Source organism: Ralstonia flaminis (assembly GCF_958415495.1).
In the GTDB taxonomy this organism is placed as follows: Bacteria; Pseudomonadota; Gammaproteobacteria; order Burkholderiales; family Burkholderiaceae; genus Ralstonia; species Ralstonia flaminis.
This window is the reverse complement of record NZ_CATZLL010000006.1, coordinates 290,309-309,743: the sequence shown is the minus strand read 5'-3', so window position 1 is coordinate 309,743 and position 19,435 is coordinate 290,309. Positions and strand designations below refer to the sequence as shown.

Genomic DNA, 19,435 nt, shown 5'->3' with positions numbered 1-19,435 from the left:
GGCCCAGCGCCGCCTTGCCGTACCGATATGTACTGTCTGCGGCGGCGCTGAACCACCAGAACCGCTTCGCTTCGGTTTAAGCACGTTTCTCTCAAGAATGACCGATCAACGGGGCAAGGCGTAAACTGGCGCCTTGCCCCGTTTTTCTTTGGCTCCTCACTCACGCTTGCATGCGCATCCTCGGCATCGACCCCGGCCTTCGCACAACCGGCTTTGGCGTACTTGAACGGCACGGCCATATGCTCGTCTACGTGGCCTCGGGCACGATCAAGAGCAACGGCAATGCCGACCTGCCCAGCCGGCTGAAGACGCTGTACGACGGCGTATCGGAACTGGTGAGCACGTACCGGCCCGACTGCGCGTCCATCGAGAAGGTGTTCGTCAACGTCAACCCGCAGTCGACGCTGTTGCTGGGCCAGGCACGCGGCGCGGTGATCTGCGGGTTGATGAGCGGCAACCTGCCGGTGTTCGAATACACCGCGCTGCAACTCAAGCAGGCCGTGGTCGGCTACGGCCGCGCCAACAAAGACCAGGTGCAGGAGATGGTCGTGCGCCTGCTCAACCTCGAAGGCAAACCCGGCTCGGATGCCTCCGACGCACTCGGCGTGGCGATCTGCCACGCACACGGCGGCGAGACCCTTGCCGCCATGGCCGGGCTGGCGCCGCAGCTTGCGCAAAAGGGCCTGCGCGTACGGCGCGGCCGTCTGGTCGGCTGACAGGATTCTCAAAGCCTGCGGGTAGCTCCCTCGCGGCCCCGCGACTACCATGCGGTGAGTCCGTTTCCGGGAGCCCCCGATGCTGCGTCGCCTTACCCTGTTGAGCCCGCTTGCCCTGACTGCAGTCGTTGCGTTGTCCGCCTGCCGGATGGAATACAACCACGGTGGCAACAATGGCGGTGGCGGTGGCGACACCACGCCCATCACCACCATTCAGGTCATCGGCCACCGGGGCGCCTCCGCACTGCGGCCCGAACACACACTGGCGTCGTACCAGAAGGCCATCGACGATGGCGCCGACGTCATCGAACCGGATCTCGTCTCGACCAAGGACGGCGTGCTGGTGGCGCGGCATGAGAACGAGATCTCCGGCACCACCAACGTGGCCGACGTCGCTGCGTTTGCTGGCCGCAAGACTACCAAGACGATCGACGGCCAGAGCGTGACCGGCTGGTTCACGGAAGACTTCACGCTCAGCGAATTGAAGACGCTACGCGCGCGGGAACGCATTCCCAGCATCCGCCCGAGCAACACAACCTACAACGACCAGTTCGCCATCCCCACGCTCGACGAGATCGTTGCGCTGGCGAGGGACCAATCCACCAGGCTTGGCCGCAACATCGCCATCTATCCGGAAACCAAGCACCCGACGTACTTCCAGTCGATCGGCCTGCCGCTGGAAGACAAGCTGATCGACGGCCTGCGCCGCGATGCCTTCACGGCCAGCCGCACCACGGTCTATATCCAGTCGCTCGAAGTCGCCAACCTCAAGGCCATCCGCAACAGGATCGGCGGCAGCCAGCCCAACTGGCGGCTCGTGCAACTGATGGGCACATCCGGCCGACAACCCTACGACTTTGTCGTCGCCAAGGACAGCCGCAGCTTCGGCGACATGATGACCCGCCAAGGCATGCGCGACATTGCCGCGTATGCCAACGGCGTGGGCCCGGACAAGAGCAGCATCATGGGGCTGGATGCCAACGGCAAGCTGACCGCCCCGACCGACCTGATCCGCAACGCGCACAACGCTGGTCTGGTCGTTCACCCGTACACCTTCCGGCCAGAGAACACCTTCCTGCCGCCATCCTTGCGCAGTGGTGCGGACAACACGCGCAACGTGAACGGCTCGATCCAGGAAATCCAGGCCTTCCTGCGTGCAGGGGTCGATGGCTTCTTCACCGACGATCCGGCCATCGGGCGACAGGCCGTATCGACATTCAAGCGCTAAGGCATTTGCGCGACCCGGCATCGGCTACACTGCGTCCCGTTTTGGAGGAGGAACCCCACCCATGATCGGACGCATTGCCGGGACGCTGATCGAAAAGAACCCGCCGCACCTGCTGGTCGATTGCCACGGCGTCGGCTATGAGATCGACGTGCCGATGAGCACGTTCTACAACCTGCCCGCCACCGGCGAGAAGGTCGTGCTGCTCGTCCAGCAGATCGTGCGCGAGGATGCGCACCTGCTCTATGGTTTCGGCACCGCCGCCGAACGCGAGACCTTCCGCCAGCTCATCAAGATCTCGGGCATCGGTGCGCGGATTGCACTGGCGGTGCTATCAGGCATGTCGGTGGCTGAACTTGCACAAGCCGTGACGCTGCAGGAGGCCGGGCGGCTGACACGCATCCCGGGCATCGGCAAGAAGACCGCTGAGCGCCTGCTGCTCGAACTCAAGGGCAAGCTTGGCGCGGACCTGGGTACGGTTACAGGCGGCCCCGCCGTGTCGGACGATGCGGTGGACGTGCTCAACGCCCTGCTGGCGCTGGGGTATTCCGACAAGGAAGCCGCGCTGGCCATCAAGCAAGTGCCGGCCGGCACGGGCGTGTCCGAAGGCATCAAGCTGGCGCTCAAAGCCCTCTCAAAAGGCTGAAGCCCGGGCGGTAGCGAGGCGGTAGAATGGCCCGTCCGCGCCGCCCTCCCGTCATGATCGAAACCGACAAGCTCGCCGCCAAGGCTGTTTCTGCTGAACGCCTGATTTCCGCCACGCCCGCCTCCCCCAACGAGGAGGCCTTCGAGCGCGCGTTGCGCCCCAAACTGCTCGACGAATACGTCGGCCAGGAAAAGGTGCGCGGCCAGCTCGACATCTTCATGACGGCGGCCAAGAACCGCAGCGAGGCGCTCGACCACGTGCTGCTGTTCGGCCCGCCGGGCCTGGGCAAGACAACGCTGGCGCACATCATTGCGCGCGAGATGGGCGTCAACCTGCGCCAGACCTCCGGCCCCGTGCTGGAGCGCCCAGGCGACCTGGCCGCGCTGCTCACCAACCTCGAAGCCAACGACGTCCTCTTCATTGACGAGATCCACCGACTCTCGCCCGTGGTGGAGGAAATCCTGTACCCGGCGCTGGAGGACTACCAGATCGACATCATGATCGGCGAGGGCCCGGCGGCGCGCTCGGTCAAGCTCGATCTGCAGCCGTTCACGCTGGTGGGTGCCACCACGCGTGCCGGCATGCTGACCAACCCGCTGCGCGACCGCTTCGGCATCGTCGCGCGGCTGGAGTTCTATACGCCCGCCGAGCTGGCGAAGATCGTCACGCGCTCGTCGGGCCTGCTGAACGCGCACATCGTGGACGAAGGTGCGCTGGAGATCGCCAAGCGCTCACGCGGCACGCCCCGTATCGCCAACCGCCTGCTGCGCCGCGTGCGCGACTACGCCGAGGTGAAGGCCGATGGCGTGATCACCCGTGAGGTGGCCGACGCCGCGCTGGCGATGCTCGATGTGGATGCGGTCGGCTTTGACCTGATGGACCGCAAGCTGCTCGAAGCGATCCTGCACAAGTTCAACGGCGGGCCTGTTGGCATCGACAACCTAGCCGCCGCCATTGGCGAAGAGCGCGACACGATTGAAGACGTGCTCGAGCCCTACCTGATCCAGCAGGGCTACCTGCAGCGCACGCCGCGTGGGCGCATGGCCACCGCCTCGGCGTACCAGCACTTTGGGCTGGGCGCCCCCAAGGGCGACCTCTGGGACGGCAACAACTAACAGCCTGCCTCATACCCGCCATGACCACCCCAAGTCCTCAGCGCAACTTCCGCTACTACGACTTCGTCATGGCCGCCTTCGTGACGGTGCTGCTGTGCTCGAACCTGATCGGCGCGGCCAAGGCGGCGCAAGTCACGCTGCCGATCATCGGGCCCGTCACGTTTGGCGCGGGCGTGCTGTTCTTCCCCATCTCGTACATCTTCGGCGACATCCTCACCGAGGTGTACGGCTACGGCCGCGACCGGCGCGTGGTGTGGGCCGGCTTTGCTGCGCTGATCTTCGCGTCGTTCATGGCACTGGTGGTACTGGCCTTGCCCGTGGCGCCGTTCATGGCCGACTACCAGAAGAGCCTGAATGACGTGTTCGGCAACACCCCGCGCATCGTCGCCGGGTCGCTCATCGCGTTCTGGTGCGGCAGCTTCACCAACAGCTACACGCTGGCGAAGATGAAGATCTGGAGCAACGGGAAATGGCTGTGGACGCGCATCGTGGGCTCCACGATGGCGGGTGAGGCGGTCGACTCTTCGCTGTTCTACGTGATCGCCTTCTACGGCATCTGGCCCCACGAGCAGGTACTGCGCGTGGCCATCGCGCAATACATCCTCAAGACCGGCTGGGAAATCGTGGCCATGCCGCTCACCTACCGCGTCGTCGCCTTCCTCAAGCGCGCCGAAAACGAGGACTACTACGACCGCGACACCAACTTCACACCGTTCCGGCTGAAGGTGTAGCGCGTCACACGCTCAAACCCACGCTTGCGGTTCAAAGCCCGAAAGCCCGGTATTCAGTGTTTTGAACGCACCGCGCCGGGTTCGGGACTCGGCGATCGAGGTTCTGAACTCGGATGTCTCGGGTTCCAGACGCCGTCGTTGAGGTTCAGAACCCCACATGCGGCGATCTAAACGCTACGCTCAAGGCTCTGAACGCGATGTTTGCGGTTCTGAACTCGGGTCGGTCGCGTTCCGGACGCCGCGTTCGGGGTTCTGCACTCCACCGTTGCGGTTCTGAACCCGATGTTTGAGGTCCCACACTCCACGCTCCGGGTTCTGAACCCAGCCGGCAGCGCAGCGCTAGGGCACGCGGCGGTCGACTTCGTCGAGCACCAGCAAATCCAGGTGCACGACATCCCCCCACTGCAGCACGGTCAGTTGATGACCATCGGATGAGAGCCGGTTGATGCTGGCGTTGCGCAACTCGTGCTGGCGCGGCTCGGTGAGTGTCATGGCGTTGGCGTGACGGTAGAGACAATCCAGCACGCCGCCGTGGCTGACCAGCGCGATGCGCTCGCCGGGGTGGCGGCGAATCAGGCGCAGGGCGGTTTCCACGGCACGCTCGTGGAAACCAGTAAGCGTCTCGCCACCGGGGGGCGCAAAGTCAGGCACACGTTCTTGCCAGGCAGCAAACTCGGCGGGATGTTTTTCGGCGACCTCGGCGTAGGTCAGGCCTTCGAACTCACCGTAGCACCGCTCACGCAAGCCGGCGTCATCGCGCACGGTCACACCAACTTCATCCGCCAGCGCCTGCGCGGTCTGCTTAGCACGCGAGAGATCGCTCGCATACACGGCATCAAACCGCTCGCGCGCAAGCGCGCGGCCCAGCTGCGTGGCCTGCTCCAGCCCCTGCGTGTTCAGCGGCACGTCGAGCTGGCCCTGCAGACGGCGCTCACGGTTCCAGTCGGTCTCGCCGTGGCGGACCAGCACGATGTGGGTGATCTGCGGCAACGGCATGGGGATGGCAGCGGCGCGTGGCATCACGGGTTCCAGAGCAAGTCAGAAAGGTCAGACAGATTGGGCGGCAGATTTGCCGGCTGATTTGGCAGCTTCAGGCTCGGCCTTCTTGCTGACAGGTGCGGCTTGCGGCGCCACCTGCAGCCAGAACGTGACCGGGCCATCGTTGACGAGCGACACCTGCATATCCGCGCCAAACTCGCCGGTGGCGACGATGGGATGCTGTGCCCGCGCCCGCGCCACGAAATGCTCATACAGGCGGCGGCCATCTTCTGGTGCTGCCGCCGGCGTAAAGCTCGGGCGCGTGCCGGACTTGGTATCGGCCGCCAGCGTGAACTGCGACACCACGAGCAAGCCGCCTGCCTGCCCGTTGCCATCCATGTTGCGCACCGGCAGGTTCATCTTGCCCTGTGCATCGGAGAACACGCGATAGTTCAGCAGCTTCTCCAGCAAGCGATCGGCTTCGGCGGCAGTGTCACCGCGTTCGGCACACACGAGCGCGAGCAGCCCCGGGCCGATCTCGCCGACCACGCGGCCGTCCACCCGCACCGCCGCCTGCGAGACGCGCTGGATCAGTCCAATCACGCCAGCACCACGCGCGCAAAACGACGCTTGCCGACCTGCACGACAAACGTGCCGGCTTCGATCTTCAAACCCTTGTCGCTGATGACGGTGCCGTCGATCTTCACGCCGCCCTGCTCGATGTTGCGGTTGGCTTCCGACGTGGACGGGCACAAGCCGGCCTGCTTGAGCAACTGGGCGATGCCCAGTGGCGCGCCCGACAGCTCGATCTGCGGAATGTCGTCCGGCACACCGCCGCGTGCGCGGTGGTTGAAGTCTTCCAATGCGCGCTCGGCATCGGCCTGGCTGTGAAAACGCGCGACGATCTCCTGCGCCAGCAGCACCTTGCAATCGCGCGGGTTGCGGCCCAGCGCGATCTCTTGCTTCATCAGGTCGATCTCGGCCAGCGGGCGGAACGACAGCAGCGTGTAGTACGTCCACATGAGGTCGTCGGAAATGCTCATCAGCTTGCCGAACATGTCGCTCGGCGCCTCGCTGATACCAACGTAATTGCCCTTGGACTTGGACATCTTCTCCACACCGTCCAGGCCGACCAGCAGCGGCATGGTCAAGATGCACTGCGGCTCCTGGCCGTATTCCTTCTGCAGCTCGCGGCCGACCAGCAGGTTGAATTTCTGATCGGTGCCGCCCAGTTCCAGGTCGGACTTGAGCGCGACCGAGTCGTAGCCCTGCATCAGCGGGTAGAGAAATTCGTGCACCGAGATGGGCACGCCGGCCTTATAGCGCTTGGTGAAGTCGTCGCGCTCCATCATGCGGGCCACGGTGTAGCGCGAAGCCAGCTGGATCATGCCGCGCGCGCCCAGCGGGTCGCACCATTCGCTGTTGTAGCGGATCTCGGTCTTGTTCGGGTCCAGCACCATGCTGGCCTGACGGTAGTAGGTCTGCGCGTTGGCTTCGATCTGCTCGCGCGTGAGCGGCGGGCGCGTCGCGTTGCGGCCGGACGGGTCACCGATCGTCGAGGTGAAATCGCCAATCAGGAAGATCACCTGATGGCCCAGGTCCTGCAGCTGGCGCATCTTGTTGAGCACCACCGTATGGCCGATGTGGATGTCCGGTGCGGTCGGGTCCAGGCCCAACTTGATACGCAGCGGCACGCCGGTGGCGGCGCTCTTGGCCAGCTTCTGCTCCCATTCGGCAGCAACCAGCAGTTCGTCGCAGCCGCGCAGCGACACTTCCATCGCGTGCGCCACCTCCGGTGTGATCGGATACTTCGGCGTGGCCGGCACGGCGTGTTCAGAAGCAGGAACGGTGGAGGCGTCAGATGCGGTCATGGCAAAAAGAAAGGTCACCGCGCCCACCGAGAAACTCAGCGGCGCGGACGAGAAACAACAATCGGGAAACCAGTGCGTGCGCGATGGCCGACATCCGTGCAGAAAGCGTCAGCCGCGCAATCCCGCGATTTTACCGTGATGCGCACTCCCGCCCAACGGATGCCTTCCGGCCGGCCTCCTCAGCCCCCCCGCCCCGTGCCCCCGCTGGTATGCTCACGCGCATGACAAGCGCCTCCCATTCCCACAGCGAGCTCTACATCGGCCTGATGTCCGGCACCAGCCTGGACGGCGTCGATGGTGTACTGGTTGATTTCTCCGGTGCCCACCCGGTACTGGTGGCCGATGCTTACGCGCCCTTCCCGCCGGAGTTGCGCCATGCATTCCTCAATCTGCAGCACGCCGGTCACGACGAGATTCATCGCGAAGCCCTGGCCGCCAACGCGCTCGCCAGCCTGTATGCAGAATGCGTCGAGCAACTGCTGAGGAAGAGCGGTTGTATCCGCCGTGAAATCCGCGCCATTGGCGCACACGGCCAGACCATCCGCCATCAGCCGGGCGCGCACGATGGCCTTGGTTACACGCGCCAGACACAGCATGCAGCTGTGTTGGCCGAGCACACCGGCATCGATGTCATTGCCGATTTCCGCAGCCGTGATGTGGCTGCCGGTGGCCAGGGTGCACCGCTGGTGCCCGCCGTCCACCGGGCGCTGTTTGGCCTGCAAGATGCATGGCGCGTGGTCTGCAACATCGGCGGCATCGCCAACCTGACGGTGCTGCCGCCGCAGGCATCGGACGCACGCGACACGGTGCTCGGCTTCGATTGCGGCCCCGGCAACGCCCTGCTTGATCACTGGGTCCACACGCACCATGGGCACACCTTTGACCGTGACGGCGCCTGGGCTCGCACCGGCCATGTCGATGACGCCCTGCTCGCCCGACTACGCGCCGAGCCTTTCTTCGACCTGCCACCGCCCAAGAGCACCGGCCGCGATCTGTTCAACCCTGCCTGGCTGAAATACCGCGCGGGTGATGCGCTAGACCGCCTGCGTCCCCAAGTCGTGCAAGCGACCCTGCTGGCACTGACCACCGACACCATTGCCGATGCGGTTCGCCGCTATGCGCCCCAGGCGAACTCCCTCGTGATCTGTGGTGGTGGCGCGCGCAACAGCGCCTTGATGGATCGGCTTGCTGCGCAGTTGCCTGGCGTCGACGTTGCACCTAGCGACCAGTTCGGCGTACCCGCCAATCAGGTGGAAGCGCTCGCCTTCGCCTGGCTGGCCCGTCAGTGCGTGCGCCGCGAGCCGGGCAATCTGCATCACGCTACCGGCGCGTCGGGGCCGCGCGTGCTCGGCACGATCTATCCTGCCTGAAACGTCACCAGACTCACGGGCAAAAAAAAAGCGCACCGAAGTGCGCTTTTTTTGCGGCGATACCGCGTCAGACCGAGAACGACGAGCCACAACCGCAAGTGGTCGAAGCATTCGGATTCTTGATGACGAATTGCGCGCCGTTGATGTCTTCCTTGTAGTCGATCTCGGCGCCCACCAGGTACTGGTAGCTCATCGAGTCAATCAGGAGCGTCACGCCATTCTTAACCATGGCCGTGTCATCTTCGTTGGTGTCTTCGTCAAAGGTGAAGCCGTACTGGAAGCCCGAGCACCCGCCGCCCTGCACGAATACGCGCAGCTTCAGCTCCGGGTTGCCTTCTTCTTCGATCAGTTGCTTGACCTTGTCCGCAGCGCTGTCGGTAAAGACCAGCGGAGCCGGAACCTCGTTCACATCGGGCGTGGCTGCCTGCGCGACTGCGTTCATGAAAATCTCCTGTGGGAACGTCTCAAAACTTGCCTCTATTTTAAGCGCAAGCTGCAAATCGTGCCGAAGCCCCGGGTTTCAAGAGGATATTGTGCGGTGCGCCAGCAACGGCAGGACAGCCAACACCACACCAAGTGATCAGTCCTGGTTGGACGCAAGCTTGAGATTGGGCAGCAGCTTCACATCGCCGGGCGCCGAGTGCGCCAGCGTGCCCATGACAACGGCACCCTGATGCATCTCCAGCGCCGCATATTGCACATTGCCTTCGATGCGCGCCTTGGGCTGCAACTCCAGCAGTTCCGCCACATGCACCGGACCGACCACCGTGCCGTTCAGAATCAGGTGACCGACATGCACCTCGCCCTCGATGCGCGCGGTATCCGTGATGACCAGCATGCTGGGCTTGTCCGGATCACCGTAGACGTTGCCTTTGATCTGGCCGTCGATCCGCAAGCCACCCGAAAAGCGCAGATCCCCCTCCAGCTTGGTGTGGGCGCCCAGCAGCGTTTCAATTGCCAGCCCCTTCTTCTTGCCAAACAGCATCGTCGACTCCTCTTTGTACGGATCCGACAGGCCCCCGCCCGTCAGATGGAAAAACTCTGGCTCGCCTTGATCTTGCCGTTCTGCAACACCTTCACCATGACCGACTTCACCGTGGTGCCTGGCGGGACATCCACCCAGCCTTCCAAGCGCTGGTAGTGCGTGAGCTTGACGCGCGTGGCCGCTGTGGATGCAGGGGCCGAAGCCGCCGTAGCGGCCGCCGCACCAGGGAAATCGATCGTAGCAGGTTTGCCTGCCTGCACCACATTCAGCGTGAGCGCCAGTTGCCCCTCGAATTCAGAGACCGGTGCGAACGCCTTGCCGCCGCCCTGCATCAGCAAAACGCGGAAATGCATGCGCGTCGGCTGCGCTTCATCCGGGGCGATCCGGAAGCTGCGCACGTAGATGCCGGCGGAATTGGTGGGGGCGGGCAGCAGGCTGTCGAAGAAGGCCAGATCCTCCTTCAACTGTGCGTTCTCGGCTTCCAGCGCCTTGAGCTGCTCGGCCATTTGCGTCTGCGCGCCCTCGGCCATGCCGACGCGCGACTCCGCAGTGCCCGCAGCCGCGGCAAGCTTGTCCCGCTCGGCCTGCACCGCTGTCAGCTTGGCAGTCAGCTCACGATTCATGGCGCGCAGGTCGCTGTCATGCGGGCCGGTCAGGCGGTGACCTTCTTCGAAAGCCCAGAGCGCCGCTGCGGCAGCCAAACCGATCACCACCGCAATCAGCAGCACCGTTACCGGCCACGGCAGGCGCGAGCGCACCGTGACGTTCGGGGCGAGCACGGAAGCGCGACGCAGCAGGCGACGCGCCTTCATGCGGCCGCCCCTCGATTCGCGCTGCGAATCAGAATCGGCTTAGAGCAAATTGCGGATTGCATCATACGGACCAAACGCAAACGAAACGTGAATTGTAGTCTCGGCGACATGTCGGAGCTGTTGCAAAGGGTAAGCGAGGCGTCTGACAGATCACACCGTTTGAGTGGAGCGCTCAAAACAAAAAACCACACCCGAGGGTGTGGTTTTTTGCTGAAGCAGTGAGAAGCGGATTAACGCTTCGAGAACTGCTTGGCGCGGCGGGCCTTGCGCAGACCGACCTTCTTACGCTCGACTTCACGTGCATCGCGCGTCACCAGACCTGCCTTCGACAGGGTCGGCTTGAGCGTTGCATCGTAGTCGATCAGGGCGCGGGTGATGCCGTGACGCACGGCACCGGCTTGGCCGGTTTCACCGCCGCCGACCACGTTGACCTTGATGTCGAACGTAGCTGCGTGGTTGGTCAGTTCCAGCGGTTGACGCACGATCATCAGCGAGGTTTCACGAGCGAAGTACTCGTTGATGGCCTTGCCGTTGACGATGATGTCGCCCTTGCCGGACTTGATGAAGACACGTGCCACAGCGCTCTTGCGGCGGCCGGTACCATAGTTCCAATTACCGATCATGGATGTGGCCCCTTAGATTTCCAGCGCTTTCGGCTGTTGAGCTTCGTGCGGATGCGAGCCTTCGGCGTAAACCTTCAGCTTCTTGATCATCGCGTAGCCCAGCGGACCCTTCGGCAGCATGCCCTTCACAGCCTTTTCCAGGGCACGGCCCGGGAAACGCTGCTGCATTTTGCCAAACGTCGTTTCGTAGATACCGCCCGGGTAACCCGAGTGGCGATAGTACTTCTTGTCGGTCGTCTTGGCGCCCGTCACGCGCAGCTTGGCTGCGTTGATGACGATGATGAAATCGCCCGTGTCGACGTGCGGAGTGAATTCAGGCTTGTGCTTGCCGCGCAGTCGGTGTGCCACTTCGCTGGCGACACGCCCGAGGACCTTGTCCGTCGCGTCAATCACGAACCAATCGCGCTTCACCTCATGGGGCTTTGCGGAAAAGGTCTTCATGATTTTTCCAAAATTTTGAGTCAGTGCCCGAGTGGACCCGTATCGTGCGTAACAACTCATGAACGGATCGTCTTGCGGACGCCTGCGCAACCTTATGCAAGGTCATCGCCGGCCCGCCTTCCCGCTTGTCGGTGCGGGCTCTCCAAGTTTCTTTCCCGCGGGCAATCCGGAAAAGATTTCGATTGTACCTCGCAAGCAACCCTTGACACAAGGAAAAAGGCACGCTCCACCCACAGCGGACGAAAAAAAACCCAAGCCGTTGAGCTTGGGTTTGAATCCACCAAAGGAGGAGGGTGGAGGAGACACCTGCTGATCGTTGACTTGGTGGGTTGCACCGCATCAGCCGATCCAATGGGTGCAATTATACCCATTTCTGGGGCACCCGCAAGATAATTTGCACTACGAAATCGCATTTCGTAATGCAAAATGCACCATAAAGCGCACACAGAGAGATCGACCTATTTAAAATCAAATACTTAGGCAAAATCATCTGCACTGCGGGTGTTGCTCACTAGAAACTTTCCTCCAATTTCGGCCCAACTCAGGTGCATGAGCAACGGGTTGCACCTTTTCATGCGGGTGTTACTGTCAAGGGGAGATCACCCTAGGGTACCGACGCGGGTTCACCACGGTGGCTACAATGTGGTCTTTCGGCAGCACTCGCCGATACGGCACAAGGATTCGACATGGAATGCACAGTGAGCTGGACCGGCCCGGACGGCATGGCCTTTTTGGCGGAAACCGGCAGTGGTCACCTCGTCACAATGGATGGCGCGCCGGACGGCGGCGGCCGCAACCTGGCGCCGCGCCCGATGGAAATGGTGCTGCTGGGTACCGGCGGCTGCACCGCCTATGACGTGGTGCTGATCCTCAAGCGCGGCCGCCAGGACGTACAGGGCTGCAGCGTCAAGCTGCACGCCGACCGCGCCGAGACCGACCCGAAGATCTTCACGCGTATCCACTTCACCTTTACGGTGACGGGGCGCAACCTCAAGCGGGAAACTGTGGAGCGCGCAGTCCAGCTCTCGCACGAGAAGTACTGCTCGGCGTCGATCATGCTGGCCAAGACGGCCGAGATCACGCACTCGCTGGAACTGATCGAACTGGCCTGATTGATGGCCAATCCGGCTGAAGGGAAAAGCGAAGCGAACCGATAAGCCGGATTCTGTGCGCCGCGCGGCCGAAACCAGCGGCGTGACAACCATTCCTCTAGACCGGCTGTTGCCAGCCGGCTCAAGCTCCCTACCCGCAGACTCAGCGAGCCGCTTCATCGCCTGCTTACTTGGGATTGCTCCGGGTGGAGGTTACCGCGTTTCACCCTTCGCCCTGGCCGAAGCCTGGGCGAAGACTCGTCTCTGTGGCCCTATTCCGCACGTCACCGTGGATGGTCGTTAGCCATCACCCTGCTCTATGGAGTCCGGACTTTCCTCCCCTTCCACGCGCACGAGGCGGCGGAAGCAGCGGTTGTCTGGTCCGCTTCGCGAGGCGCGAGTCTAGCATCATTCAACGCTGACGGATTTGACTGTCGCCCGGCGGCCTGGGCGAAACACCGCCGCATCTGCGTAGAAACTGGCGTCTTCGTTGGCTTCGCACCAGCCGGGGATGCCCATGACCGGCAGCGGGCGAAAATCGCCTGGTTTCAACTCGGAGTTCAGCAGCATGTCCGCCAGCGCGGCATCGAGCGACGCCCAATCCTCCGGCAGGGTGGCCACATGCACCGGCCACGCATGTGCGGTGATCGACTTGTATGGCGTGACCAGCTTCTCCAACAGCGCGTGACCGAATGGCAACACCGCGCACGCGGTACCCCACGCTGCCCTGCCCTCCACGAACAGGCCACGCCAGTCGAAGCCGGTCAGGCTACGCTCGGGCGCATTGTCGGTATGCAGAAAGATGAGGGCGTTCTCGTCGAACAAGGTGGCGGCATCACGCACCGTACCGCGCGCGGCGCTGATGCCGTCCCGCGCAATCGCCCGCGCTTGTCGCGCGTTGAGCGCCGCCTTGGCGCGCGGCCAGTGCAGCCAGATCAGCGCGTTGAAAAAGTCGTGCAGGTTATCCCGCGTGGGCACACAGCCCGTGGCGGCGATGTGCGCCTCGTAGGCGGTGCCCGGTGGCAGCGCATCTTGCGGGATGAAGCGCAGCGCATGGCCAGCTGACGTCCGAATCGCTTGCGTAGCCAGGTGCGCGTTCAGTGCAGCACGCAGATCGGCGCCCTGTTCGACTGCATGTGCAATCGGGGCGCCGATGTGCGCGAGTGGCGCGAACGCGGGGTGCGTCCAATCAATCGCGCCCAAGCCTTCGATCACCAACGCAGACCGCTCAGACCGACTTCCAGCGCAGCATCTCGCCGCCGCGCAGCGGCACCAGCGTCTGCTCTCCGAACGGCACTTCAGCAGGGAGTTGCCATTGCGAACGCGTGAGCGTAAGCGTGCCGGCGTTGCGCGGCAGGCCGTAGAAGTCCGGACCATGCAGGCTGGCGAAACCTTCGAGCTTGTCGAGTGCGTTGGCGTCTTCAAATGCCTCGGCGTACAGCTCCATGGCGTGCAGCGCGGTGTAGCAGCCGGCGCAGCCGCAGGCGTGCTCCTTCACCCCCTTCGCGTGCGGTGCGCTGTCGGTACCGAGGAAGAAGCGCGGGTGGCCCGACGTAGCGGCTGCGACCAGCGCCAGGCGGTGCGTCTCTCGCTTGAGCACCGGCAGGCAGTAGTAATGCGGGCGAATGCCACCGACGAACAACGCGTTGCGGTTGTACAGCAGGTGGTGCGCGGTGATGGTCGCACCAACCGGGCCTTCCGCGTCGCGTACGTACTCGGCAGCCTGCTTGGTCGTGATGTGCTCGAACACGACCTTCAGTTCGGGGAAGTCACGGCGCAGCGGAAGCATCACGGTGTCGATGAAAACGGCTTCGCGGTCGAAGATGTCGACGGTGGGGTCGGTCACCTCGCCGTGCACCAGCAGCGGCATGCCGACTTCCTGCATCGCTTCGAGCGTCTTGGCGCAGCGGCGCAGGTCAGTCACGCCGGCATCGCTGTTGGTGGTGGCGCCGGCCGGGTAGAGCTTCACGCCGTGGATGAAGCCGCTGGCCTTCGCCTCGCGAATCACCTCGGGCGAGGTGTTGTCGGTCAGGTACAGCGTCATCAGCGGCTCGAACTGCGTGCCTGCGGGCAGCGCAGCGAGGATGCGGTCACGGTACGCACGTGCCTGCGCGGTGGTCGTCACCGGCGGCTTGAGGTTCGGCATGATGATCGCCCGGCCGAACTGGCGCGCGGTGTCCCCCACCACGTCGGCGAGCGCGTCGCCGTCGCGCAGGTGCAGGTGCCAGTCATCGGGGCGGACGATAGTGAGAGTGTCGGTCATGATGCGTAGGAGATCGGTCAGCGGAAAACGAAAGCGAAACTCAGAGAATAAATCAGTGCAACCGGGCCTTACGCCAGCGCCTCGGCAATCGCGCGGCCCAGATCAACGGTACTTGCCGTGCCTCCAATGTCGCGCGTGAGCGGCGCATGGCCTGGGCCGGCTACCAGCACGCGCTCGATGGCGGCCAGTACTGCTGCGCCCGCCTCGGGCTGGCCGAGGTGTTCGAGCATCATCGCTGCGCACCAGATCTGGCCGATTGGGTTGGCAATGCCTTGACCCGCGATGTCCGGCGCAGAACCGTGCACTGGCTCGAACAGGCTCGGATAGGTGCGGTCCGGGTTGATGTTGCCCGACGGGGCAATCGCAATGGTGCCGGTGCAGGCGGGCCCCAGGTCCGAGAGGATGTCGCCAAATAGGTTGCTGGCGACCACCACATCGAACATCTCCGGCTTCTGCACAAAGTGCGCGGTCAGGATGTCGATGTGAAACTTGTCGACGTTGACCTCCGGGTACTGCTTGGCCATCGCCTCCACGCGCTCGTCCCAGTACGGCATGGTGATGGAGATGCCGTTGGACTTGGTGGCCGACGTCAGGTGCTTTGCTGGGCGGCGCTGGGCCAGATCGAAGGCGAACTTGAGGATGCGGTCGACGCCGGTGCGGCTCATGACCGTTTCCTGGATGACGATCTCGCGCTCGGTGCCGCCGTACATGCGGCCGCCGACGCTGGAATATTCGCCTTCCGTGTTCTCGCGCACCACGTAAAAATCGATCTCACCGGGCGCGCGGGGCTGACCATTGCGATCGACCAGTGGGCTACGGATGCCGGGCATCAGGCGCACCGGACGCAGGTTCACATACTGGTCGAAGCCGCGCCGGAACTGCAGGAGAGAACCCCACAGCGAAATGTGGTCGGGCACCGTATCGGGCCAGCCGACTGCGCCGAAGAAGATGGCGTCATAGCCGCGCAAGGTGTCAAACCAGTCGTCGGGCAGCATCTTGCCGTGGCACGCGTAGTAGTCGCAGCTGGCAAAGTCGAAGTGATCGGTCTGCAACGCAAAGCCGAATTTGCGCGCCGCAGCATCCAGCACGCGCAGGCCCTCGGGGACGACTTCCTTGCCGATGCCGTCTCCGGGGATCACGGCAATGCGATATGAATTCATGGGAATGGGATCCGGTTGTGGCGGCAGTCGGGATGCTACGTTTGGTGGCGAATCTGTCTGCGTGCGGCGTAAGCGCAACGGCCGGCAGGCTCAGCGGGGTGCCATGAAGGTCAAGTCGCTTGGCACCCCTGTCGGCCGGCAGGATAATGGCTATTTTATTGCATCCGACTTTTCTTCCCCACCATGTGCCAGCTGCTAGGCATGAACTGCGCCGAACCGACCGATGTGACGTTCTCGTTCACCGGGTTCGCCGCGCGCGGTGGCGTGACTGACCACCATGCCGACGGTTTCGGCGTCGCGTTCTTCGAAGACAAGGCCTGCCGCCTCTTCATCGACAACCAGTCGGCCGGCACCTCGCCGGTTGCCGATCTGGTCAAGCGTTACCCGATCAAGTCCAAGAACGTCATCTCGCACATCCGCAAGGCCACGCAGGGGACAGTGCGGCTGGAGAACTGCCACCCGTTCATGCGCGAGCTGTGGGGGCGGCACTGGATCTTCGCCCACAACGGTGATCTGAAGAACTTCTCGCCGTTCCTCTCCGGCGTCTACCAGCCCGTGGGCGACACCGACAGCGAACTCGCCTTCTGCTTCATCATGCAGGCGCTGCGCAAGCGCTTTCCGGGTTCGCAGCCGCCGCTCAACGAGCTGTTCTACGCGCTGTCCGACATCACCAAGGAAATCACCCGCTACGGCGTGTTCAACTTCCTGCTGTGCAACGGGCAGGCGCAGTTCGCGCATTGCTCAACACGGCTGTATTACATCGTGCGGCAGTGGCCGTTCTCGACGGCGCACCTGATCGACGCCGACATGACAATCGACTTCGCCAAGTACACGACGCCCGCCGACCGCGTAGCCGTCATCGCCACGGCACCGCTGACCGACAACGAGGTCTGGACCCAGTTCGTGCCGGGCGAGCTGCTGATGTTCGAAAATGGCCAGGCCACCATGGCCACCAAGGTGCCGATTCCAGAGGCGGTGCAGATTGCCAACGCCGCCAACACGGCCTGCACCTGACACGACCGTCGCCCAACAAAAAGCCGCTCCCGAGAGAGCGGCTTTTTGTTTGCCTGGAACCTGGCGTTGGAACCTGTTCACGATCCGTAGCGAGCGGTCCGAGGTTGGTTCGAGAAGCGCAGCCGTACATGGGTACGGCGAGCATCGCAGGACCAAGATCGGGACGCGCAGTAGGATCGTGGACTGGTTCCTAGTGCGACAGGATCTTCGACAGGAACTGCTTGGCGCGGTCGGAACGTGCATCGATGTTGCCGAAGAACTCTTCCTTCTCGCAGTCTTCAACGATGCGGCCCTGGTCCATGAAGATCACGCGGTTGGCGACCTTGCGGGCGAAACCCATTTCGTGGGTCACGCACATCATGGTCATACCTTCCTTGGCCAGTTCCACCATCACGTCGAGCACTTCGTTGACCATTTCCGGGTCCAGCGCGGAGGTCGGCTCGTCGAACAGCATGCAGATCGGGTCCATCGACAGTGCACGGGCGATGGCCACACGCTGCTGCTGACCGCCCGACAGTTGGCCTGGGTACTTGGCAGCGTGCGCCTTCAGGCCCACGCGATCCAGGTACTTCAGGCCCTTGGCCATTGCCTCTTCCTTGGAGCGGCCCAGCACCTTTTGCTGCGCGATCGTCAGGTTTTCGGTAATCGACAGGTGCGGGAACAGTTCGAAGTTCTGGAACACCATGCCCACGCGCGAACGCAGCTTCGGCAGGTTCGTGCCGCGGGCGCCCACCGAGGTACCGTCGACGAAGATCTCGCCCTTCTGGAACGGCTCAAGCGCGTTGACGGTCTTGATGAGCGTGGACTTGCCCGAACCCGACGGGCCGCACACCACCACCACCTCGCTCTTCTTCACGCTGGTGGTGCAGTCGGTCAGCACCTGGAAGGCGCCATACCACTTGGAAACGTTCTTGATCTCGATCATTGGGTCACCTTCTTCTGAAGTCGCTTCACCAGCACGGAGGCGCCGAAGCAGATCACGAAATAGCACAAGCCGGCAAACAGCAGCAGTTCGACGATGCGGCCGTCGCGCTCACCAATGTTGTATGCCTGCGTAAAGAAGTCCGACAGCGCACTCACATACACCAGCGACGTATCTTGGAACAGGACGATGGCCTGCGTGAGCAGCAGCGGAATCATGTTGCGGAATGCCTGCGGCAGGATCACCAGGCGCATGGCCTGGCCGTACGTCATGCCCATCGCGTAGGCCGCGAACATCTGTCCGCGCGACACGCTCTGGATACCGGCGCGGATGATCTCCGAGTAGTACGCCGCCTCGAACAATGCGAAAGCAACCAGCGCGGACGTCATGCGCATGTCGGTGGCCGGCGACAGATTGAAGATCTTCTGCAGCACCTGCGGCACGATCAGGAAGAACCACAGCAGCACCATCACCAGGGGAATGGAACGGAAGAGGTTCACGTACGCCTGACCGAACCACTGCAGCGGCTTGACGCCGGACAGGCGCATCATTGCCAGCAGCGTGCCCCAGACGATGCCGACCAGGATGGCCGTGCCCGTGATCTCGAGCGAGAGGACCATCCCCTCGCCGAGCACGCGCATGTTGTCGGCGTTGATGGACGAGAAATCGAAGTGATAAGCCATGAAGTGTCGTCGCTCCGATTACTTGCCACCGATAAAGCCAGGCAGCCGGGAACGTGCTTCCACCCAGCGCATCAGGCCCATTACGGTCAGGTTGATCAGCATGTACATCAGCGTCACGGCGATGAACGATTCGTAGGGCTGCGCGGTGTAGTCCACCAGTTGCCGCCCTTGCGCCGCCAGCTCCAGCAGACCGATGGTCGACGCCACGGCCGAGTTCTTGAAGATGTTCAAGAACTCGGAAGTCAGCGGCGGCACGATGATGCGGAACGACATCGGCAGCATCACGTAGCGATACGTCTGTGCCAGTGTGAAGCCCATCGCCAGACCGGCGTTGCGTTGGCCGCGCGGCAGCGAGTTGATACCCGAGCGCACCTGTTCACACACACGTGCCGCGGTAAAGGTACCCAAGCACAGCATCGCGCACAGGAACATCGACGTGTTGGGGTTCATCTGCTTGATGTAATCGCCGCCCGGCACGAGTTCGGGCATGACGAAGTACCAGATGAACAATTGCACGATCAGCGGGATGTTGCGGAACAGCTCCACATACGCGGCGGCAAGACCCGACAACCACTTGTTCGGCACGGTGCGCAGCACGCCCAGCAAGGAGCCGATGACGAGCGCGATGATCCAGGAGGAGAGACCGAGCACGACGGTGGTCTTCAACCCCGCCAGCAGCCAGTCGAGATAGGTCTGATTCTGGGCGGCTTCCGTAAAGAAGACGCCCCAGTTCCAGTGGTAATTCATGATGGTTCCCTCAAAAAGAAACGGAAGGGAGAGGACCTGTTA

At 63.1% G+C, this 19,435-nt stretch carries 22 protein-coding genes and 1 other RNA gene; 8 read left to right on the top strand and 15 right to left on the bottom strand.

Annotated features, from left to right (window positions below; genetic code table 11):
* Nucleotides 1-170 precede the first annotated feature (170 nt).
* The 5 genes from ruvC (at nucleotide 171) to R2N11_RS12115 (ending at nucleotide 4,433) form a co-directional block, all read left to right on the top strand.
* Nucleotides 171-716: a crossover junction endodeoxyribonuclease RuvC gene (ruvC, locus tag R2N11_RS12135; RefSeq protein ID WP_316681220.1), complete on the top strand. Its 546-nt coding sequence runs from the start codon at nucleotides 171-173 to the stop codon at nucleotides 714-716.
* A 79-nt stretch (nucleotides 717-795) separates the two neighbouring features.
* A complete protein-coding gene (locus R2N11_RS12130; protein ID WP_316681219.1) occupies nucleotides 796-1,944 on the top strand; it encodes a glycerophosphodiester phosphodiesterase in 1,149 nt (382 codons plus the stop codon).
* A 61-nt stretch (nucleotides 1,945-2,005) separates the two neighbouring features.
* Nucleotides 2,006-2,587: a Holliday junction branch migration protein RuvA gene (gene ruvA, locus R2N11_RS12125; protein ID WP_316681218.1), complete on the top strand. Its 582-nt coding sequence runs from the start codon at nucleotides 2,006-2,008 to the stop codon at nucleotides 2,585-2,587.
* A gap of 53 nt (nucleotides 2,588-2,640) precedes the next feature.
* A complete protein-coding gene (gene ruvB, locus R2N11_RS12120; RefSeq protein ID WP_316681258.1) occupies nucleotides 2,641-3,702 on the top strand; it encodes a Holliday junction branch migration DNA helicase RuvB in 1,062 nt (353 codons plus the stop codon).
* Between the two features lie 20 nt (nucleotides 3,703-3,722).
* Nucleotides 3,723-4,433 carry a queuosine precursor transporter gene (locus tag R2N11_RS12115; RefSeq protein WP_199029277.1) on the top strand — a complete coding sequence of 237 codons (711 nt, stop codon included), beginning with the start codon at nucleotides 3,723-3,725 and terminating at the stop codon, nucleotides 4,431-4,433.
* A 339-nt stretch (nucleotides 4,434-4,772) separates the two neighbouring features.
* Here the strand turns inward: R2N11_RS12115 and R2N11_RS12110 are convergent, their stop codons facing one another.
* The 3 genes from R2N11_RS12110 to tyrS are packed head-to-tail and all read right to left on the bottom strand — an operon-like array spanning nucleotide 4,773 to nucleotide 7,282.
* Nucleotides 4,773-5,453 carry a histidine phosphatase family protein gene (locus R2N11_RS12110; RefSeq protein ID WP_316681217.1) on the bottom strand — a complete coding sequence of 227 codons (681 nt, stop codon included), beginning with the start codon at nucleotides 5,451-5,453 and terminating at the stop codon, nucleotides 4,773-4,775.
* A 27-nt stretch (nucleotides 5,454-5,480) separates the two neighbouring features.
* On the bottom strand, nucleotides 5,481-6,014 hold the full coding sequence (gene dtd, locus R2N11_RS12105; protein WP_199029281.1) for a D-aminoacyl-tRNA deacylase: 534 nt from the start codon (nucleotides 6,012-6,014) through the stop codon (nucleotides 5,481-5,483).
* The gene (gene tyrS, locus R2N11_RS12100) at nucleotides 6,011-7,282 is read right to left on the bottom strand and encodes a tyrosine--tRNA ligase (protein ID WP_316681216.1); all 1,272 of its coding nucleotides are present in this window, start codon (nucleotides 7,280-7,282) and stop codon (nucleotides 6,011-6,013) included. The genes dtd and tyrS overlap by 4 nt, the downstream gene beginning before the upstream one ends.
* A gap of 209 nt (nucleotides 7,283-7,491) precedes the next feature.
* Between tyrS and R2N11_RS12095 the strand changes: the two genes are divergently transcribed.
* On the top strand, nucleotides 7,492-8,652 hold the full coding sequence (locus tag R2N11_RS12095; RefSeq protein WP_316681215.1) for an anhydro-N-acetylmuramic acid kinase: 1,161 nt from the start codon (nucleotides 7,492-7,494) through the stop codon (nucleotides 8,650-8,652).
* Between the two features lie 67 nt (nucleotides 8,653-8,719).
* Here the strand turns inward: R2N11_RS12095 and erpA are convergent, their stop codons facing one another.
* From erpA to rplM, 5 genes are all read right to left on the bottom strand, one after another.
* Nucleotides 8,720-9,094, bottom strand: coding sequence for an iron-sulfur cluster insertion protein ErpA (gene erpA, locus R2N11_RS12090; RefSeq protein ID WP_021196519.1), 375 nt, complete (start codon nucleotides 9,092-9,094; stop codon nucleotides 8,720-8,722).
* A 138-nt stretch (nucleotides 9,095-9,232) separates the two neighbouring features.
* Entirely contained in the window at nucleotides 9,233-9,637 is a 405-nt protein-coding gene (locus R2N11_RS12085; RefSeq protein ID WP_021196518.1) for a bactofilin family protein, read from the bottom strand.
* Between the two features lie 41 nt (nucleotides 9,638-9,678).
* Nucleotides 9,679-10,449, bottom strand: a complete 771-nt coding sequence (locus R2N11_RS12080; protein WP_316681214.1) for a DUF6776 family protein — start codon at nucleotides 10,447-10,449, stop codon at nucleotides 9,679-9,681.
* A 230-nt stretch (nucleotides 10,450-10,679) separates the two neighbouring features.
* Nucleotides 10,680-11,072: a 30S ribosomal protein S9 gene (gene rpsI, locus R2N11_RS12075; protein ID WP_021196516.1), complete on the bottom strand. Its 393-nt coding sequence runs from the start codon at nucleotides 11,070-11,072 to the stop codon at nucleotides 10,680-10,682.
* A gap of 12 nt (nucleotides 11,073-11,084) precedes the next feature.
* Nucleotides 11,085-11,513, bottom strand: coding sequence for a 50S ribosomal protein L13 (rplM, locus tag R2N11_RS12070; protein WP_199029289.1), 429 nt, complete (start codon nucleotides 11,511-11,513; stop codon nucleotides 11,085-11,087).
* A 686-nt stretch (nucleotides 11,514-12,199) separates the two neighbouring features.
* Here rplM and R2N11_RS12065 point away from each other — a divergent pair.
* Nucleotides 12,200-12,625, top strand: coding sequence for an OsmC family protein (locus tag R2N11_RS12065; protein ID WP_199029291.1), 426 nt, complete (start codon nucleotides 12,200-12,202; stop codon nucleotides 12,623-12,625).
* Nucleotides 12,626-12,651: 26 nt separating this feature from the next.
* Here the strand turns inward: R2N11_RS12065 and rnpB are convergent.
* The 4 genes from rnpB to R2N11_RS12045 form a co-directional block, all read right to left on the bottom strand.
* Nucleotides 12,652-12,993, bottom strand: an RNA gene (gene rnpB, locus R2N11_RS12060) — RNase P RNA component class A.
* Between the two features lie 19 nt (nucleotides 12,994-13,012).
* Nucleotides 13,013-13,816 (bottom strand): DUF3025 domain-containing protein, encoded by an 804-nt coding sequence (locus R2N11_RS12055; protein ID WP_430715440.1) that lies wholly within the window; start codon nucleotides 13,814-13,816, stop codon nucleotides 13,013-13,015.
* Nucleotides 13,817-13,832: 16 nt separating this feature from the next.
* Complete coding sequence (gene pyrC, locus R2N11_RS12050; protein ID WP_021196513.1) at nucleotides 13,833-14,867, bottom strand: dihydroorotase; 1,035 nt, start codon at nucleotides 14,865-14,867, stop codon at nucleotides 13,833-13,835.
* A 68-nt stretch (nucleotides 14,868-14,935) separates the two neighbouring features.
* Complete coding sequence (locus tag R2N11_RS12045; protein WP_199029295.1) at nucleotides 14,936-16,027, bottom strand: tartrate dehydrogenase; 1,092 nt, start codon at nucleotides 16,025-16,027, stop codon at nucleotides 14,936-14,938.
* Between the two features lie 183 nt (nucleotides 16,028-16,210).
* On the opposite strand from R2N11_RS12045, the gene R2N11_RS12040 reads away from it, so the two are divergent.
* A complete protein-coding gene (locus R2N11_RS12040; RefSeq protein ID WP_199029297.1) occupies nucleotides 16,211-17,041 on the top strand; it encodes a class II glutamine amidotransferase in 831 nt (276 codons plus the stop codon).
* 190 nt (nucleotides 17,042-17,231) lie between these two features.
* Here the strand turns inward: R2N11_RS12040 and R2N11_RS12035 are convergent, their stop codons facing one another.
* The 3 genes from R2N11_RS12035 to R2N11_RS12025 are packed head-to-tail and all read right to left on the bottom strand — an operon-like array spanning nucleotide 17,232 to nucleotide 19,393.
* The gene (locus R2N11_RS12035; RefSeq protein WP_199029299.1) at nucleotides 17,232-17,966 is read right to left on the bottom strand and encodes an amino acid ABC transporter ATP-binding protein; all 735 of its coding nucleotides are present in this window, start codon (nucleotides 17,964-17,966) and stop codon (nucleotides 17,232-17,234) included.
* Entirely contained in the window at nucleotides 17,963-18,646 is a 684-nt protein-coding gene (gene gltK, locus R2N11_RS12030) for a glutamate/aspartate ABC transporter permease GltK (protein ID WP_199029301.1), read from the bottom strand. The genes R2N11_RS12035 and gltK overlap by 4 nt, the downstream gene beginning before the upstream one ends.
* Nucleotides 18,647-18,664: 18 nt before the next feature.
* Entirely contained in the window at nucleotides 18,665-19,393 is a 729-nt protein-coding gene (locus tag R2N11_RS12025; RefSeq protein ID WP_199029303.1) for an amino acid ABC transporter permease, read from the bottom strand.
* Nucleotides 19,394-19,435: the final 42 nt, after the last annotated feature.

Bases quoted from the DNA above. Each gene is read 5' to 3' on its own strand.
- R2N11_RS12045 (WP_199029295.1), bottom strand. From the start codon at position 16,027: ATGAATTCATATCGCATTGCCGTGATCCCCGGAGACGGCATCGGCAAG.
- R2N11_RS12065 (WP_199029291.1), top strand. From the start codon at position 12,200: ATGGAATGCACAGTGAGCTGGACCGGCCCGGACGGCATGGCCTTTTTG.
- R2N11_RS12130 (WP_316681219.1), top strand. From the start codon at position 796: ATGCTGCGTCGCCTTACCCTGTTGAGCCCGCTTGCCCTGACTGCAGTC.
- tyrS (WP_316681216.1), bottom strand. From the start codon at position 7,282: ATGACCGCATCTGACGCCTCCACCGTTCCTGCTTCTGAACACGCCGTG.
- R2N11_RS12035 (WP_199029299.1), bottom strand. From the start codon at position 17,966: ATGATCGAGATCAAGAACGTTTCCAAGTGGTATGGCGCCTTCCAGGTG.
- R2N11_RS12080 (WP_316681214.1), bottom strand. From the start codon at position 10,449: ATGAAGGCGCGTCGCCTGCTGCGTCGCGCTTCCGTGCTCGCCCCGAAC.
- ruvC (WP_316681220.1), top strand. From the start codon at position 171: ATGCGCATCCTCGGCATCGACCCCGGCCTTCGCACAACCGGCTTTGGC.
- ruvA (WP_316681218.1), top strand. From the start codon at position 2,006: ATGATCGGACGCATTGCCGGGACGCTGATCGAAAAGAACCCGCCGCAC.
- pyrC (WP_021196513.1), bottom strand. From the start codon at position 14,867: ATGACCGACACTCTCACTATCGTCCGCCCCGATGACTGGCACCTGCAC.
- R2N11_RS12040 (WP_199029297.1), top strand. From the start codon at position 16,211: ATGTGCCAGCTGCTAGGCATGAACTGCGCCGAACCGACCGATGTGACG.
- R2N11_RS12025 (WP_199029303.1), bottom strand. From the start codon at position 19,393: ATGAATTACCACTGGAACTGGGGCGTCTTCTTTACGGAAGCCGCCCAG.
- R2N11_RS12085 (WP_021196518.1), bottom strand. From the start codon at position 9,637: ATGCTGTTTGGCAAGAAGAAGGGGCTGGCAATTGAAACGCTGCTGGGC.
- R2N11_RS12115 (WP_199029277.1), top strand. From the start codon at position 3,723: ATGACCACCCCAAGTCCTCAGCGCAACTTCCGCTACTACGACTTCGTC.
- R2N11_RS12095 (WP_316681215.1), top strand. From the start codon at position 7,492: ATGCTCACGCGCATGACAAGCGCCTCCCATTCCCACAGCGAGCTCTAC.
- R2N11_RS12110 (WP_316681217.1), bottom strand. From the start codon at position 5,453: ATGCCACGCGCCGCTGCCATCCCCATGCCGTTGCCGCAGATCACCCAC.
- rpsI (WP_021196516.1), bottom strand. From the start codon at position 11,072: ATGATCGGTAATTGGAACTATGGTACCGGCCGCCGCAAGAGCGCTGTG.
- gltK (WP_199029301.1), bottom strand. From the start codon at position 18,646: ATGGCTTATCACTTCGATTTCTCGTCCATCAACGCCGACAACATGCGC.
- erpA (WP_021196519.1), bottom strand. From the start codon at position 9,094: ATGAACGCAGTCGCGCAGGCAGCCACGCCCGATGTGAACGAGGTTCCG.
- ruvB (WP_316681258.1), top strand. From the start codon at position 2,641: ATGATCGAAACCGACAAGCTCGCCGCCAAGGCTGTTTCTGCTGAACGC.
- rplM (WP_199029289.1), bottom strand. From the start codon at position 11,513: ATGAAGACCTTTTCCGCAAAGCCCCATGAGGTGAAGCGCGATTGGTTC.